The 15,559-nt window shown below is 39.8% G+C and carries 16 protein-coding genes; 6 read left to right on the forward strand and 10 right to left on the reverse strand.

Annotated features, from left to right (window positions below; translation table 11 throughout):
- The first annotated feature begins 157 nt into the window (after positions 1–157).
- The 4 genes from ACFQ1M_RS07695 to ACFQ1M_RS07710 are packed head-to-tail and all read left to right on the forward strand — an operon-like array spanning position 158 to position 5,121.
- A complete protein-coding gene (locus ACFQ1M_RS07695; protein ID WP_386406336.1) occupies positions 158–925 on the forward strand; it encodes a 5'-methylthioadenosine/S-adenosylhomocysteine nucleosidase family protein in 768 nt (255 codons plus the stop codon).
- Positions 926–940: 15 nt separating this feature from the next.
- The gene (locus ACFQ1M_RS07700) at positions 941–2,314 is read left to right on the forward strand and encodes a hypothetical protein (protein ID WP_386406339.1); all 1,374 of its coding nucleotides are present in this window, start codon (positions 941–943) and stop codon (positions 2,312–2,314) included.
- Positions 2,315–2,317: 3 nt separating this feature from the next.
- Complete coding sequence (locus tag ACFQ1M_RS07705; protein ID WP_386406342.1) at positions 2,318–4,207, forward strand: SNF2-related protein; 1,890 nt, start codon at positions 2,318–2,320, stop codon at positions 4,205–4,207.
- Entirely contained in the window at positions 4,204–5,121 is a 918-nt protein-coding gene (locus ACFQ1M_RS07710) for a DNA adenine methylase (RefSeq protein ID WP_386406345.1), read from the forward strand. Before ACFQ1M_RS07705 ends, ACFQ1M_RS07710 begins: the two co-directional genes overlap by 4 nt.
- A 225-nt stretch (positions 5,122–5,346) precedes the next feature.
- Here the strand turns inward: ACFQ1M_RS07710 and ACFQ1M_RS07715 are convergent, their stop codons facing one another.
- The 7 genes from ACFQ1M_RS07715 to ACFQ1M_RS07745 all read right to left on the reverse strand — a co-directional run bounded on the left by ACFQ1M_RS07715 (position 5,347) and on the right by ACFQ1M_RS07745 (position 10,715).
- Positions 5,347–5,772 carry a hypothetical protein gene (locus ACFQ1M_RS07715; protein WP_386406348.1) on the reverse strand — a complete coding sequence of 142 codons (426 nt, stop codon included), beginning with the start codon at positions 5,770–5,772 and terminating at the stop codon, positions 5,347–5,349.
- 8 nt (positions 5,773–5,780) lie between these two features.
- Positions 5,781–6,215 (reverse strand): hypothetical protein, encoded by a 435-nt coding sequence (locus ACFQ1M_RS07720; protein WP_386406351.1) that lies wholly within the window; start codon positions 6,213–6,215, stop codon positions 5,781–5,783.
- Positions 6,216–6,303: 88 nt separating this feature from the next.
- Positions 6,304–6,444 (reverse strand): hypothetical protein, encoded by a 141-nt coding sequence (locus tag ACFQ1M_RS07725; protein WP_386406354.1) that lies wholly within the window; start codon positions 6,442–6,444, stop codon positions 6,304–6,306.
- Positions 6,434–8,662, reverse strand: coding sequence for a tetratricopeptide repeat-containing hybrid sensor histidine kinase/response regulator (locus tag ACFQ1M_RS07730; RefSeq protein WP_386406357.1), 2,229 nt, complete (start codon positions 8,660–8,662; stop codon positions 6,434–6,436). The genes ACFQ1M_RS07725 and ACFQ1M_RS07730 overlap by 11 nt, the downstream gene beginning before the upstream one ends.
- A gap of 104 nt (positions 8,663–8,766) precedes the next feature.
- Positions 8,767–9,336: a DUF4251 domain-containing protein gene (locus ACFQ1M_RS07735; protein WP_386406360.1), complete on the reverse strand. Its 570-nt coding sequence runs from the start codon at positions 9,334–9,336 to the stop codon at positions 8,767–8,769.
- 168 nt (positions 9,337–9,504) lie between these two features.
- The gene (locus tag ACFQ1M_RS07740) at positions 9,505–10,200 is read right to left on the reverse strand and encodes an OmpA family protein (protein WP_386406363.1); all 696 of its coding nucleotides are present in this window, start codon (positions 10,198–10,200) and stop codon (positions 9,505–9,507) included.
- 32 nt (positions 10,201–10,232) lie between these two features.
- On the reverse strand, positions 10,233–10,715 hold the full coding sequence (locus tag ACFQ1M_RS07745; protein ID WP_386406366.1) for a lipocalin-like domain-containing protein: 483 nt from the start codon (positions 10,713–10,715) through the stop codon (positions 10,233–10,235).
- A 148-nt stretch (positions 10,716–10,863) separates the two neighbouring features.
- Here ACFQ1M_RS07745 and ACFQ1M_RS07750 point away from each other — a divergent pair, with 148 nt between their 5' ends.
- On the forward strand, positions 10,864–12,120 hold the full coding sequence (locus ACFQ1M_RS07750; RefSeq protein WP_386406369.1) for a mechanosensitive ion channel family protein: 1,257 nt from the start codon (positions 10,864–10,866) through the stop codon (positions 12,118–12,120).
- Between the two features lies 1 nt (position 12,121).
- Here ACFQ1M_RS07750 and ACFQ1M_RS07755 read toward each other — a convergent pair whose 3' ends face one another.
- From ACFQ1M_RS07755 to ACFQ1M_RS07765, 3 genes are all read right to left on the reverse strand, one after another.
- Positions 12,122–13,792, reverse strand: coding sequence for a tetratricopeptide repeat protein (locus tag ACFQ1M_RS07755; RefSeq protein WP_386406372.1), 1,671 nt, complete (start codon positions 13,790–13,792; stop codon positions 12,122–12,124).
- A gap of 106 nt (positions 13,793–13,898) precedes the next feature.
- Positions 13,899–14,744, reverse strand: coding sequence for a dienelactone hydrolase family protein (locus ACFQ1M_RS07760; protein ID WP_386406375.1), 846 nt, complete (start codon positions 14,742–14,744; stop codon positions 13,899–13,901).
- A gap of 63 nt (positions 14,745–14,807) precedes the next feature.
- Positions 14,808–15,233: a TerB family tellurite resistance protein gene (locus tag ACFQ1M_RS07765; RefSeq protein WP_386406378.1), complete on the reverse strand. Its 426-nt coding sequence runs from the start codon at positions 15,231–15,233 to the stop codon at positions 14,808–14,810.
- Positions 15,234–15,373: 140 nt separating this feature from the next.
- On the opposite strand from ACFQ1M_RS07765, the gene ACFQ1M_RS07770 reads away from it, so the two are divergent.
- Complete coding sequence (locus ACFQ1M_RS07770) at positions 15,374–15,559, forward strand: hypothetical protein (protein ID WP_386406381.1); 186 nt, start codon at positions 15,374–15,376, stop codon at positions 15,557–15,559.

Genomic DNA, 15,559 nt, shown 5'->3' on the forward strand with positions numbered 1-15,559 from the left:
AAGATTGGGTGAGATTTTCCATGGAATGGATTTGTCTAGCTAGCATCTTTACAATAAAAGATTTTTTCAAATTAAATTTGGTGTTAAAACTCTATTTTTGAATTATTTAGAAATGAAAATGCTTATATCATAATAAAACCTTTGAGGAAGAATAATTATGCCAGAAAGCTTAGGCGAACAAGAAGTAAATACTCTAACTGCCGTAATTATTACGGCCATCCCGATAGAATTCAATAGTGTCTGCGAACATTTAAGGGATATAAAAGAAGTAACATCTCCAAAAGATGGTGTTTACGACGTTGGATATTTCGATGGAGATGAAAAAATCTGGAAAGTTGGGGTCGCGGAAGTTGGAGCTGGGAATACTCAATGTTGCATTGAAACTGAAAGAGCCATAGACTTTTTCAAACCTAATGTGGTACTTTTTGTAGGCATAGCGGGAGGTTTTAAGGATGATATAACATTTGGAGATATTGTAGTAGCAGAGAGAGCGTATGGCTATGAGATGGGAAAGATTAAAGATGGTACGTTACTTACGAGACCGGATTCCGGAAAATCATCCTATGCTATGCTGCAAAGGGCAAAAGCAGTTGCGCGAAAGGATAACTGGAAAAGTAGGATAATCGGGAATGAAGATGGTACAATAAACCCTAATGCAATAGTTAAACCTATCGCTGCTGGTGAGAAAGTTGTTGCTGACTCTCGTTCAGATTTAGCAATTATGCTAAAAAAGCATTATAACGATACTGCTGCAATTGAAATGGAGGGATATGGCTTTTATAAAGCTATAGAGGTTAATGAAGGAGTCCTAGGGCTTATAGTTCGAGGAATTTCTGATATGCTCGATAATAAGGAAGATCATTTTCACGAATTGGCATCAAGAAATGCAAGTGCATTCGCTTTCGAGGTATTATCTAAGATTTAATAAATATAAAATGTTATGAACACATTCGATTATAATAAACCGAGACCGATTGTAGAATCATTGGTTAAGGAAATAAACGACAACAAAGAGGAAATTTCAGGAATGAAAAGAAGTATTTTCTTCCGTGATGATAAAAGAAAGGGTAAAGAGAGACAGGTTTATAGAATTCCCACAATTTATTTAAACTTTAGAAAAGACAATGGCCGAATAGCTTCCGATATCTTGTCATACGAAAATCAAAATGGTGAATTGATTGAGGCAACGGCGTTTGGTCAAGAGATTATTCGTCAATTTCTAATAAAGAAAGATAAGGAGGCTACGAATCAATTGAAAAGAACCATAATTGATAGGGGGCAAGATGAGCCAGCTGTAATCACTTGTGATGGCTTTCTAATAAATGGAAATAGAAGAAAGATGGCATTGGAAATGCTATCATCTGAGTTTCCTTCAGAGGCAAAATACAAAAACCTAGAAGTAGTAATTTTGCCCTGCAAGAAAAAGGATAGCGGTGATGAGACACCTCCTACTCACTATGAAATTGAGCAAATTGAAAGTGCATATCAATTTCATAATCAAGGAAAGTCCGAGTATACCAACTTTGATAAAGCAATTTCAATTAGAAGGAAATTGAATAACGGAATGTCAATTGAAGAGCAGCTTTCGTATGATGCAACATTCAATATGCTTACTCCTGCCGAAAAGAGAAAACAAATTAATCAAATAGAACAAGATTTTCTAAAGCCTTTAGAATGTATTGATAGGTATTTGGACAGGCTTGGCAGAACACAAATGTACAACACTATTGCGACTGCCAAAGGCTCTCAAAAAGGTCAATGGCAGGCATTTATAGATTATCATAAAAGTATAGATAGGTATATCCGTGATCCAAAAAAACTTCATAAACTAAATATTACAAAAAATGAACGCTCTACAGTTGAAGATATAGCGTTTAAATTAATCCGAGCACGAAAAATTGACGGAGTCGATAAAAAATCTCACGAAATTATGAGAATGATTCCTAAGTTATTGAACAACGAACAATCGAAAGCTGAGCTTTTTAAATTGAAAGAAATCAAACTGAAAGGATATGCGGAAACTACAAGTGATGTTAAAGATGCTGAGATAAAAGATTTACAATGGTATAATGAAAACAGAGAAAATATAATACATAGAGTTCGCGAGTCTAAGAATATACTTGATGGTGTAAAGGAGAGTGAAACCCCAATAACTTTATTAAAAGCCGCATTGGGCAAACTCAATCATGAGAATATGAATTTAAAGGCCATTGAGTCAGAAAATTTAAAGTCAACGCTAAAGATTACAGAAAGTATAATTAAAAAGGCTGATGAGATTAAAAAAGAACTTTACGGTATTATAAAAAAGAAATAAAATTTGCTGAATATTAGATTCAATAATGGCGCAATTATCGTGGACAACATTGAGGGTCTGACAGGAATCCAATGTGGTGGATTAGAATTGTCTGGGTTTGTTCGTTCTAATAATACCGAATATGTTCTTAAAACTCAAAATTTGGATTCAGAGTTAAGCGATTTAATTGACTATTTGAAATACGAAAATTTAAGATTTTGTCTGGATGAGTATCTTACAACGATTCAAGACAATAGCAATTATCTACAGCAACAATTCGAGGAGTTGAAAGTCGAAGCGCTAAATTTTAAAAATGGTAACTTTGAAGCAGAGGAGTATAGGGTATTTCAAAAAGGTATTTCAAACTTGATATCAAGACCTCTAAAGAATCATCAGGAAAAAGCTGCATATCATTTATATAAAATTAAGAATGGGGCGAACTTTTCGGTTCCAGGAAGTGGAAAAACATCTGTTGTTCTAAGTGTTTATGAGAAGCTAAGAAGCGAGGGGCTAGTAAATACTTTATTTGTGGTTGGACCCTTAGCAAGTTTTGGACCTTGGAAGAATGAATTTGAAATTGTTTTAGGACGAAAAGCAAATTTAAAAGTTTTAGCTGGTGGATCTCAAAGCGAAAGGAGATTGAACTATTACGATAGCAAGGAAACCAAAGCCGAAATCTATTTAACATCGTTTCAAACTTTATTGTTCGATTCTGAACAAGTAAGTCACTTATTTAAGAATGAAGGAATAGATATTTTCTTTGTTATAGATGAAGCGCACTATATCAAAAGAATTGATGGACAATGGGCGCAAGCAGTTCTAGGGCTTAGCTCTTTGTCAAAGATTCGTTGTATTCTTACTGGCACGCCTATTCCAAAAAGTTATACTGACATTTTCAATTTAATTGACTTTCTGTGGCCTAATAGTATGGCAATTGATGAAGCTTCAAGAATTAGAATAAAAAGTTTGGAGAATGCGAATGATATACATAGAGCTGCAGAATTGGTGAAGGAAAAAATCAATCCGCTTTTTTATAGAGTCAGAAAAAAAGAATTGGGGTTAAGAGAACAAATTTTTTTAGAGCCGGAAAAAGTAAAAATGAGACACTTTGAAAAGTTAATTTACAAGGCTATAGAAAATAGGATTGAAGATTATTCCAAAAAGGATTACGCCGCGAACATTAAATATGTGTCAAAGTTATATAAGGGTAGAATGATTAGATTAAGACAAGCAGTTTCTAATGTAGCCTTAATGTCCAATCCGCTAGAAAATTATAATGAGGACTTATTGTATGACAGATCCGATCTTAAAAAAATCATTGAAAACTATCATCAACTGGAGACACCAGGTAAAATATTCGCGCTGTTGGATTTAGTGAAACAAATTCGAACTAAGGGCCGGAAAGTTGTTATTTGGTCGAATTTCATTGGAACTCTAGAATTGATTAAATCACATCTTTCACAAAACGGTTTTAATTCAGAAATTATTTTTGGAGGCACTCCAATTGAGAAAGAGTATCAATCGCTTGAAAACTCTAGGGAGAAAATCAGGAATAGATTTGTAGATTCAAATAGTGGTTTAGATATATTAATTGCCAATCCAGCCGCATGTGCAGAGTCAATATCTTTACATACGACTTGTAAAGACGCAATCTACTATGATTTATCCTATAATTGTGCTCAATATCTTCAAACTCTTGATAGAATACATAGAGTAGGTGGTTCTGAAAAGGAACCATCCTATTATCATTTTTTACAATATGAAGACTCAATAGATGTAGATATAATTAGCAATTTAAATTTAAAAGCTGAAAAGATGTTTGAAATAATAGAAGAAGATTTCACCATTTATTCTTTGGACATGTACGACGATGGAGAAAGTGACTTTGATGCTTATACAAGACTTTATAAATGATTGAAGAAGAAAACAAAAAATACAAAAAAATATCACCGCCCTTTGGCTATTTTGGCTCGAAGAATAAACTGGCTATTGAGTTGTGCAAAAACCTTCCGCCGCATAATTGCTGGATAGAGGCTTTTTGTGGATCTTCAGCAGTAACATTGGCCAAACCTCCAGCTCCAATAGAAATAATTAATGACATTGATAGCGAAATAGTGAATCTCTTTAGGCAATTAAGAAACAATTCAAATATGCTATGCGAACAAATCGAACTAACTCCATATTCTGAAGAGGAATTGTTTAATGCAAGGAATAAAGTTGATGGTTTGAATGATGTGGAAAGAGCTAGACAATTTTTAATCAAATCCATGATGGCCATTAATGGTGCATTTGGAGATCGCAAAGGCGGTTTTTCTTATTCTGATTCATATTCTAGAAATAATAAAGAAGCAAGGGTTAACCGATGGAATAATTTACCTGACAGATTAAAAAAGGTGGTTTCTAGATTGAGAGACGTTAGAATCGAAAACAAAGATGCAAAAAAGTTAATTGAAAGATTCATTGATAGACCGGCCACACTAATCTATTTGGACCCTCCATATTTAGCAGAGCGAGTGAATGGTTATGAGATTGAGGCGAATGACTGTTATTTTCATTTGGACTTACTTAACCTCATTTGCAATTCAAAATCTATGATTTTTATTAGTGGCTATAGAAACGAGCTCTACAACGATTTACTCACTAAAGACAAAGGTTGGTCGGTAAAGGAAATAGAAACTACAACACAAGGATCCAATGGTAGTGCGAAAAAGAGAATTGAGGTAATCTGGATGAATGAGCACTTTACCGAAGCGTTAAAATCTGGCAGAATACCAATAGAGTTAGATGAAAAGGAAATTATTAATAAGAAATTGAATCCGAAGCGTTGAGCACTTAAGCCTGATAAAATTTAATTCATCAATGATACCAGCAAGATAAAGCGTAAATCACTTCCAACAATTTGTTATAATTGAACCATAATTTACATTATGTAAAATAGAATATTCTAAAACTCCCACTATTCGTTCACGATTGTATCCAGATGTATCATCCGCAGGATGATCACATCTGAATAGTATGTAACATAGAATATTTTGAAAGTTATGCCCTAACCATCATTCCATGATCCTATGTACCACCACATAGGTGCCGACTCTGCCCTGAGAACGATCCTCCTTTTCACAAATATCCCAATCGCCATCGCGATATTCAATCTCTATACGTACTGCTTTGATCAAACCATCTTTATCCCTAATGTGGTGTTCTAGCTGTTTCCTGCTCACAGCGCTCTCACAAAATTTTATATAATAATCCTGAATCGACCGGCGAACATACATCTCTTTAAACTGATCGTCCGTTACATGCTTTCGTATCGCGCTTTTATAGACTATTGGTGCCGATATGATCACCGTTCTACTTCCCGACGACATGTCTTCTGTTTTATTCTTTATCACTGTATTTCTCGTATTGACACAAGACATTAAGAATAAAGCCATATTCATGGTAAAGTATATATTATATGCTCTTGTTGTTCTCATCATTTACACCTTTATCGACAGATCGCTCTGCCTTTTTTCTGAATACTGATATCACTGGAAATAAACAACCCCCCATTTCGATCGGTATACAACGGAACAAATTTTGGGACGCCGTTCATGGGTTTATACGAGATACCGTTCACCCCGCCTTGACTGGTGATCTGCCAAGTGCCGTATTCTCTCCAATTAGAACGTTGTTCGTTACCCAGTACCGTTTCCTTAACACTACGCCCGTAAAGTCCATAATAGCCATTGGGACAATAATGAACTTCCAAGAAATAATAGGTGCCATAGACGACTTCACCTTGCCTGTAGGTGATCAACAATTGTTGGTTGTTAAAATATTGCTCTAATTTCTTTATTGAGGGATTTACTTGCGCCTGTAGTTGTGTGATGCTGACAAATCCAATAAAAAGAACAAGGGAAACGATCAGTTGCTTTTTCATGGGTACGGTTTTAATAACATGCATATTAGCAAGAACCTTAGCATGACGCTATAGGCAAAAACCGCAATTCTTAGGGTGATAACCCTATTTACCGCAGACGATAGGAGTTTCCATTGTAGAGCATATCGCTTCCCTCCTTCTTATTGAACGTCTCTGGTGCGTTACCGCTTGCCATGGCGACATCTTTATGATCAGATCCCACCAACGCTTCTACCAGCCTATGAGGCACCCGTATACTTGTTGATCAACAGATCCAATTGACTCTTACTAATTGGTTTGTTAAACACGTCTATCATACCGACCTTCACACAATCCTCACGGATCTTGGTCACATCGGTCGCCGTCAGTCCAATGACACTTATTTCTGAACAATAGGATTTGATTCGCTTGGTCGCCTCAAAACCATTCATCACCGGCATATTTAGATCCATCAACACCAGATCGAACGCTTCTGCCTTAACAACCTCATAAGCCTTCAATCCATTCTCTGCAATCCTACAATCGTATCCTATGAGCTTTATGAGATTGCTCGTCACCATCTGACTCATCTTATTGTCTTCGACAACGAGTATCTTCTTCAAGGCAGCTCTTTTCTTTATCTTCTTGTTGGTATCGGTCACAGGTGCTTCTCCTTTTGGCAACGTCAATGTGAACCAGAAGGTCGACCCTTTGCCTACGACACTTTCCAACTGAATATGGCTGTCCATCAATTCTAAAAGATGCTTTACCATGGGAAGCCCCAAACCAGCACCATCATAGATATTTTGCTCTTCCTTCGCTTGGTTGAAATCATCAAATACAAGTGCTAGATTGTCTTCCAAAATACCTTCGCCAGTATCGCGTACTTTAAAAGTGACCTTGTCTTCGGTTTCTAACGCCTCTGCTAATTCCACAGCAACCGTCACCGTCCCATCCTTGGTGAACTTAATGGCGTTTTCAACGAGATTGATCAAGATTTCTGAAAGCCGGACCCTGTCAAACTCATAATACTTTGAAACGGCTTTGTCTATGATCACATCGAGCTTATTGTTTCGCTCCTTCGCCTGAAACTCAAAGGCATGTATGATATTTTCTATGACAGCATGCAAATCGTTATTGGTGATGTTCAGTTGAATATTTTGATATTCGATCTGGCGAATGTTGAGGACCGTTTCTACAAGTTTTATAAGGTGTTGCCCAGAAAATTTTAAGGCATCGATGGATTGTCGATGTTTTGCAATGAGCGCACTGTCCTCTTCTAAGATCGACGTGATGCCCATAACGCCATACAAGGGTGTTCGTATCTCATGACTCACCCGCGAAATAAAATTCGACTTAAGCTTCGTAAGCCGCTCCGCATTGTTTTTCTCGATCTCCAATTTTTCATTAAGTAGTTTTAGCTCATAATTGGATTGCCGTTTTTTATAGCTATAGAACATCGACCCAAGAAGAACGAGCAACATGGCGATACTGATCGTAGTGAACATGATCGTTTTGGACTTCGACTTAGATAGCGCTGCCAGCATCCCTTTTTCTTTTTCAGAAGCTGATAATTCTCTTCTATACTGGTCAATTTCAAATTGCGATTTGATCGTTTCCAACTGATTGTTTTTTTCGATATCATAAACGATCGATTTATACGCTACCAGCTTTTCTAGATTATCAATGGTCAAACGTTCATTGCCCTGCTCCTTGTAGATCTCGTGTAGGTTCTTGTAAACTTCAAGCAGATCGATAGGCAAATGATGCTCCTCTCCTATCTCTTGCGCCTTCCGAAAATACGCGATCGCTTGTTGATTCTCATTCAGTTGTCGATGATACAGACCATGCAGGTATTCCATATTCATATGATATACCGGAACATAATTCCCATATTTAGGGATGGCATCTGCATAAAATCTATACGCCTTTCTTACTTTTTCCAAATAAGGCGCTGCTTCTTTCGGCCTATTGTTTTCCAAATACATATTGGCCAGATTCAACAAACTAACAAGTATGGCAATGGGCTGATTGGCCTCTAGGCAATACGCATAGGAGCGTTTCAAAAAATCGATCCCTTTATCGGGGTCTTTGTGATATTCGTAGTGGACATAAGACAATCCGTTCGTCGCGGAGATCAAAATATCGATATCATTTAATTCCTCACCGATGGTCAAGGCCTTCGCGAAATAGATCTCGGCATTATTGTTTTCGTTGATAGCTTGGTATACATTGCCCAAGGAGTTATAGGCCTGTGCTTGGATCGAACGGTCCTCCAGCTTTTGTGCCATCTGCACCGCTCTTGTCGAATAGTCCAAAGCACTGGTGTAATCCGTTGTTTGAATATGATCGCTAGTAAGGTATATGAGTTGCATGATGCTGTCTCTAGCACGGGAAGCGTCCTGCGTATCTTGGGCATATATTCCAAAACCAACACCAAAGAATAGTAGGTATTGAAGTATTCTCTTTAGATAAATGAATAGCGGCATACCGCATAAATCTAGTCATTTCCTACAACTTTTCAAATCGCTATCCTCTTACGTACAAATGATTAGTGAATTTTAATGGTGTTTCGTGAGGCACGGTTTACGCATTATTCATTGATTTTCTTATCCTCGTCTTCTGCTAAGGCCACTAGTTTACCCATATATCGGATATTATCACGATGTGAAGAAAATATGACGAGCTCGGCATTGCCATTCGCAAATGCAACGATGGTGACATCGTAGTTTTCCGTGGTCAAATTGGTGTCTTCGGCATTAAAGGTAATAACGACCCTTTTCTTTTTCTCATTCACAACGATCTCATAATCCTCTGGGGCCGTTTTAAAATTAATGCCCCCATCGGTATTCACACCATAGGCCCTACCCGCAAGGCGTTGCTCTCCAAAATACGGCAGGTCCGCCGCAACCTCTTCACCATTGTAATTTAAAAAGTTATTCTGCCCTTGCACATTGATCCTGGCAGCACTGTTGCCAGTATATGGTAGCATAATGGCGTTCACCACTTGGGTAGTCGCATAGGAGTTAAATGGTAGTACCGCATTGACCTCAAGCTCATAGGATCCACTGTTTATCAGCGCCACAACCTCATTGAATGATGCGTTGTCTTCCATCTTAGTACTGCTTGCTGTTGTCTTGCAACCCATGAATAATGCAGCCATAGCCGCTATTACCAACAATGATACTGACCGGTATAATACTTTTCTTTTCATCATACCTTCAAGATACCATATAAAACAAAGAAAATCAACAACATTAACAATCCATTAAAAAAAGCCACCCCTGTATGATTTGGATGGCCTTTTAAATGATGGGGCACAATTGGACGATTATCCTTTTGTTTTATTCAGCGCCTCCTTTTTCAGGGCCTCATTGGCGATAATTCCCAATTCTACGCGCCGATTCTTGGCCCTACCGCTCACCGTAGAATTATCGTATTTGGGTTGTCCTTCACCATACCAGGCGATGGTAAATCGCGAACGGTCAACTCCCTTGGAAGCGAGATAATTGACGACGGACTGCGCCCTGCGCTGCGATAGGTCTAAATTATAGGTGTCGTCGCCGGTATTGTCGGTATGGCCTTCAACGATGATATTGGTCTTAGGGTAATCCTTAAAGATTCCGGCCATTTTATCCAAGGTTTCAGATGAGGAACTGTTGACATTCGCTTTATTCGTAGCAAAATACACGCCGCTGGACTCGTCAAAGGTCACATTGATACCTTCCCCAACGCGTTTTACCTCCGCTCCTGGCAATTCTTCTTCGATTCGCTCGGCTTGCCGGTCCATACGATCCCCGATATAGGCGCCTGCAGCTCCACCAACGACACCGCCAATGATCGCTCCCAAGACAGAATTGTCCTTGTCACCAACATTGTTTCCGATGACACCTCCAATTACAGCACCACCGGCAGCACCGATGACCGCGCCTTTTTGCTTGTTGTTGGCATTTTTAACGGCCTTGCAACTGATCAGCAAGGATACTCCCAATAAGATGATCGCAAAATTTCGATATGCTAATTTCATTTGTTCTATTTTAAAAGTTATTTGATAAACGCTTAACTATTGGTTCGCTTAAATGTGTAGCTGATCTTCAAAGGATTTCCACCTACCATCACCGAATGATCTAGTACCATCGTTTCCGAATTTAAAGAGCTGATATTTAAAAGGTATCCCCCACTGCTGACGTCTTTTTTACGCTCATCCGTCAACTTGAATTGCAGTTGGGCCTTCCCTTCCTCCTTCTCGTTCACCGACCAACGGATATAGCGAATGCCACTCGCGCAATTGTTCTTGCTGCTGATGGTGTAGGTGCCAGTGCTATTGTTATTTCGGAAAAACCAATCACTTCCAACGAAACACTTGGCATCCGCGTCATTAAATAACACGGTCTCATAACGCCCGGGTTGGTCATAAGAGATATCGGTCAATGTCCAAGATCCGTTGACCGTTTGCCTTACCTCACGGGCGAACTTAGGTACAGAGCAGGACGCCGCTACCATTGAAAAGATTGCCAAATAAATTAGATGTACTTTTCTCATAAAATTCCTATTTGATTATATCCTTCCTATATACGACTTAGGATAAAGCCTTGGTTCTTTCAGGAAGTTGATAGAATGATGCGAATTCAAACGGATATCATTTCTTCTTGTTCAGGTTTATCTTAATTTCGCATAAAATAAAATGACCATGAAAGCCGGCTTAAAACATTTGTTATACGATTACCTGATCGAGATTGGAATGATGGAAAACACGGCCCGCTATGTGAATATGCTGGCCTTGTTCTTTGCAATGATCGTGCTGATATGGATCGTCGATCTTATCATGTGGAAATTGCTTAGAATCGTTTCCTCCAATATCGCTGCGAGATCCAAGACCGACTTTGATGACTTTCTGGTTGCCAACAAGACGCCGCGCTACATGGCCCATATTTTTCCATTGCTCTTGGCTTTGGAACTTATCCCCATCGTCTTCAACGACTTTCAATATGCCGAGAATGTCGCCGCAAAGGTGATCAACATCATGGGTGTCATCCTCACCTTGCGTATTGTGCGCAGTATACTGAATACATTTAGGGATTACTTTAAAACCTTGCCTCGGTTCAAGGATAAACCGATTGACAGCTATATTCAGGTCTTTATGATCTTTGCCTGGGTCATAGGTGCCATGACAGCCTTTGCGATCATTACGGGCGCCTCTGTTTGGAAGTTCGTCACTGCGCTGGGAGCGGCCTCTGCGGTATTGCTGCTCATCTTTAAAGATACCATCTTAGGTTTTGTGGCGAGTATTCAGGTATCTATCAACGATATGGTGCGTATTGGAGATTGGATCACCTTTAAAAAATACGGTGCTGATGGTGACGTGATGGAGATCAATTTGGCGACTGTCAAGGTTCGTAATTTCGATAAGACCATTACCACCATCCCAACCTATGCCCTTATCTCCGATTCTTTTCAAAATTGGCGCGGAATGGAAGAATCTGGAGGACGCCGTATCAAACGTTCCTTGATCATTAAAATGGATAGCATCAAATATCTCACTGATGAAGAGGTCGAACAGCTAAAAAAGATACAACTGATCGGTGCCTATCTCAAGGGGCGGCAAAAAAAGATCCAAACATACAATACGGAAAAGCAGATCGATAAAACCCTAGCGATCAATGGTAGGAATCTTACCAATATTGGTGTTTTTCGAAAGTATGTGGAGACCTATACCCAACAGCATACGGCCATCAACAAAGAGATGACGATCATGGCGCGTCAATTACAACCAAGTCCTCAAGGTATTCCTATAGAGATATATGCTTTTTCTAGTGACAAACGCTGGCAAAACTATGAGTATATCATGGCCGATATTTTTGACCACCTTTTGGCGGCTGTCCCTTTCTTTGGTTTAGAACTTTTTGAGTTGCCAACCAGTATCAGCCTGAAACAGGCGTCAAATTGACCTATTGCCCTTGCTGAGCGATCTTCTGCAGCATTTCCTTAGCATTTTTGCCCACACCATCGGGATCCATTTGCAGGGCCTTGTTGTAATATTCCTTGGCCTTTTCGATATTATTCGCCTTCCAATGGACTTCTGCCAAGCTATCCCATACATTGGCAGAATCGGGAAACAAGGAGGCATTCATCTGAAAGACATACATGGCTCCGTCCATCTGACCAGTACCCATCATCCTATAAGCAGCCTTATTGAACTCGCCTTCGAAATCAAAGAACTTGTATTGTGGGTCCTTGACCATTCTTGTGGCTTCAGAGGCAACCTCTTCCATCTTTCCAGCCATGAATAAATTGGTCAAATGCCGCATAGGGTCAGTGATGAAATTATCATCGGCAAAATTCAGTGCGGCCGCCAAGACAGGGTCTTCATTGTTTCGGTATTCATCAAAACTCATGTCCACAGCCAAATGCGGAGCTGTCCAATCGGCATTTTCCCATTGCGGTTTGTCTTGCCACCATGCAAAGGATAAATATACCTGCAACTTACTTTTGGGCAATGTCACTTTTCTGTTGTCTCCGTAAAAGTTGATATTCTCAGCAGAGGGTTCTCCTACGAAAATAGCGTTGGTATAATTGTCTAATTCGTTGATCAGATTTTGGCAAGCCGAAAAGGTCCTTCGGCCAATGATCACAAACAATTTCCCTACTTGGTTGATCTTCTCGGTCGCAATGATGCCAGTGATCACAGGTTTGTTCTTGTAATTGTTACCTCCGCCATTGAGGCGAACATCGATGATCAGTTTTTCCACCTCGTTCTTGTCAATAAAATCGAACACCTTCGCATAAAAACTTGGAATGTCTTCGGATGGATCGTCCTGGATCTGACTGTGACGCACATAGACCGCCTTATGCTCGGGTAGATATTCATAGTAGTAGATCCTTTCCAAATGCTTCAGATAAAATGGCACATCGGTCATATCGCGAGCACTCAGCCAAGTATCATCTTGTTTTATCACCCCATATTCTCGTGGCACTTGTCCTGCTAGAATTGGTTTGAACTTCTTTTTGAAGGTATTTCCGTTTTTTTCTAATGTCAAGGTAATGTCATCTTTTAAATTCTCGGTGACACCTTGGGCATGCAATACCTCAGGTATGGTCGAATATCCGATGCCATAAGCATTAAAGAACTGCGAATTCTCCGCTGGAATTACTGGGTAAACGGCTTTCAACACCTCGGCTATTGGCTTCCCTTCCACCGCGATGACCTTTGCTCCAAGCGTTTCTTTATAATCTTTATGAACACCCTCTATGTACAATCCATCATTGAATTGGTAGATATTCATCGGCAACTGATGGTATTTTATCGGCGCATCTCTGAATCCAACCGTGGTATGTCCGTACTTGAATGAAGAGATGATACGCGTAAACCCGACCTGTATTTCATGTGGCTGCATCGTAGGAATGGCGGCATATAGCTTCTCAACTTCGGCATCAAATTCCTCGGGAGTGGTCTTTTTGAACAGAAATGGATAATCGGTATGTATCGTCTTTTGCAAATAGCGAAGATCTTGCTGCCAGTCGGCTTGCGATATATCATCTTGAGCAATGACCGCGTAACAGAGCATGCCGAAGATTGCAATAAAAAGGTTACGTATAATTAGGAGAAAATCAGTTTTCATAAAGATTGGTTTTGATTGATTGATAAAGTACGTTGTACTTTAAAGGAGTTAAAAAGATCATGTTTGTTACACTTCTGATCAAATATCACATTCAAAAAACGAGAAATTATTTTAAAAATGTCTCCGCCAAAAGATCTTTTAGTTCCTGCCAGGATTTCTCATCCGCCACCTTATCGTATTCCAACGGGAGGCCAAACTTTTTACCATTGGCATCCGCTTCCTTGCTGGTAAATGAATGCTTCACCCCTGGATATGAAATATACTCATAGCTCGCATTGATACTGTCCATCGCAGCTTTAAAGGCGGTGACCGAAGCCGGGTCTATAAATGAGTCGTCTGCACCATTGCAGACCAACACCTTTGCCTTTAGGTCCTCGTTTGGTGGCACTGGCAATTGTACGCCACTGTGGAAAGCTGCCACCGCATCAAGGTCAGCACCTGTATTTGCCATGGTGAGGACAACGCTCCCACCAAAGCAATAACCAATAGCGGCTAAATGTTCAGCATTTACGGTCTTGTGTTGTTTTAGAAGCTCCATCGCCGCGTTGAAGCGCGCTTTGGCCGCTGGAAGATTGCTCATAACGCTCATGGCGAATTTACCCGCATCATCAGGGTGATCGGCCTGTTTGCCATCGCCATACATGTCCACTGCGATTGCCGTATACCCAAGTTCTGCCAACATATCAGCACGCTGACGGACGTAGTCGTTATGTCCCCACCACTCATGTACAACGATAACTCCGGGACGTTTGCCGTCGAGGTTCTTGTCGTAGGCGATATAGCCTCTCATTTCGGTGGAATCGGTCGCGTAGCGTACTTCTTCACCTTCGACCTTTATTGGAAGGTCTTCTTGTGCCATTTTCTCTTTGGGTCCTTCTTCGGGTTTTTGCTTGCAAGCAACCGTAGCGACAAGCGCCAATAAAATGAAGAGTAGCGATCTGAAGGTTCTCATAATGATGGGTTTTTGGTTCTCTTAAAGATAGCCAAAATTAAAAAACTCAAATCGCTTTGTCTGCTAGCTTTTCTCCAAGAAACAACTGTATTCCTCAAAATCGATATCCCCTTCGAACAGACGGATCGACCGATTGATGATGTCCTTTGCCTTAGACTCCGTAAAACCTAGGCCAATAGCATATTGGAAAAGGAGTTTTTTCTCGGAAGACTCGATCTTGTGGTCGGTATAGACAATCCTGAAGAAATCGAAAATACGCTTCAGCCGTTCATGCAATTCATTTTGCGCGGTTACGGGATAACCTTCTGGGTGCTCAAAAACTTCCTCATATTCAGAGGAGGTGATATTCAATTTTTCCGCCAAGCGCTTTATATGGGCTTCTTCTTCTTTATTGATGGAACCATCGATATTGGCGAGATTGACAATGGTCGCAAAATGTGCCAAATTGTTTCGATGTTCACTAGATTCAAATAGGTCGATAATGGACATAATGATGAATTTTTGAGGTTATTGACGCATTCAATTTGTATCTTTCATAAAGATATCTCATCTGTCGCTCCTAAATAATGACCTAAATCATTTTTTGTTCTTGTCTACTAAAGCAATTTTGTTTTTAAAATGACCAACCGATGAATACAACTACCAAAACCAAAAACTCTTCCTCCAATGCCGTCTACGGACTTGGTTTTATTGGAGCTGCCATTTATTACATCTCTACAGCGACCAGCTTCTGGATGGGTGTCTTAGGATTCTTAAAGGCCATCGTCTGGCCTGCCTTTATCGTTTATGAGGCATTGACATACTTGAATGCTTAG

It is taken from the genome of Sungkyunkwania multivorans, assembly GCF_042675645.1.
Taxonomy (GTDB): Bacteria; Bacteroidota; Bacteroidia; order Flavobacteriales; family Flavobacteriaceae; genus Sungkyunkwania; species Sungkyunkwania multivorans.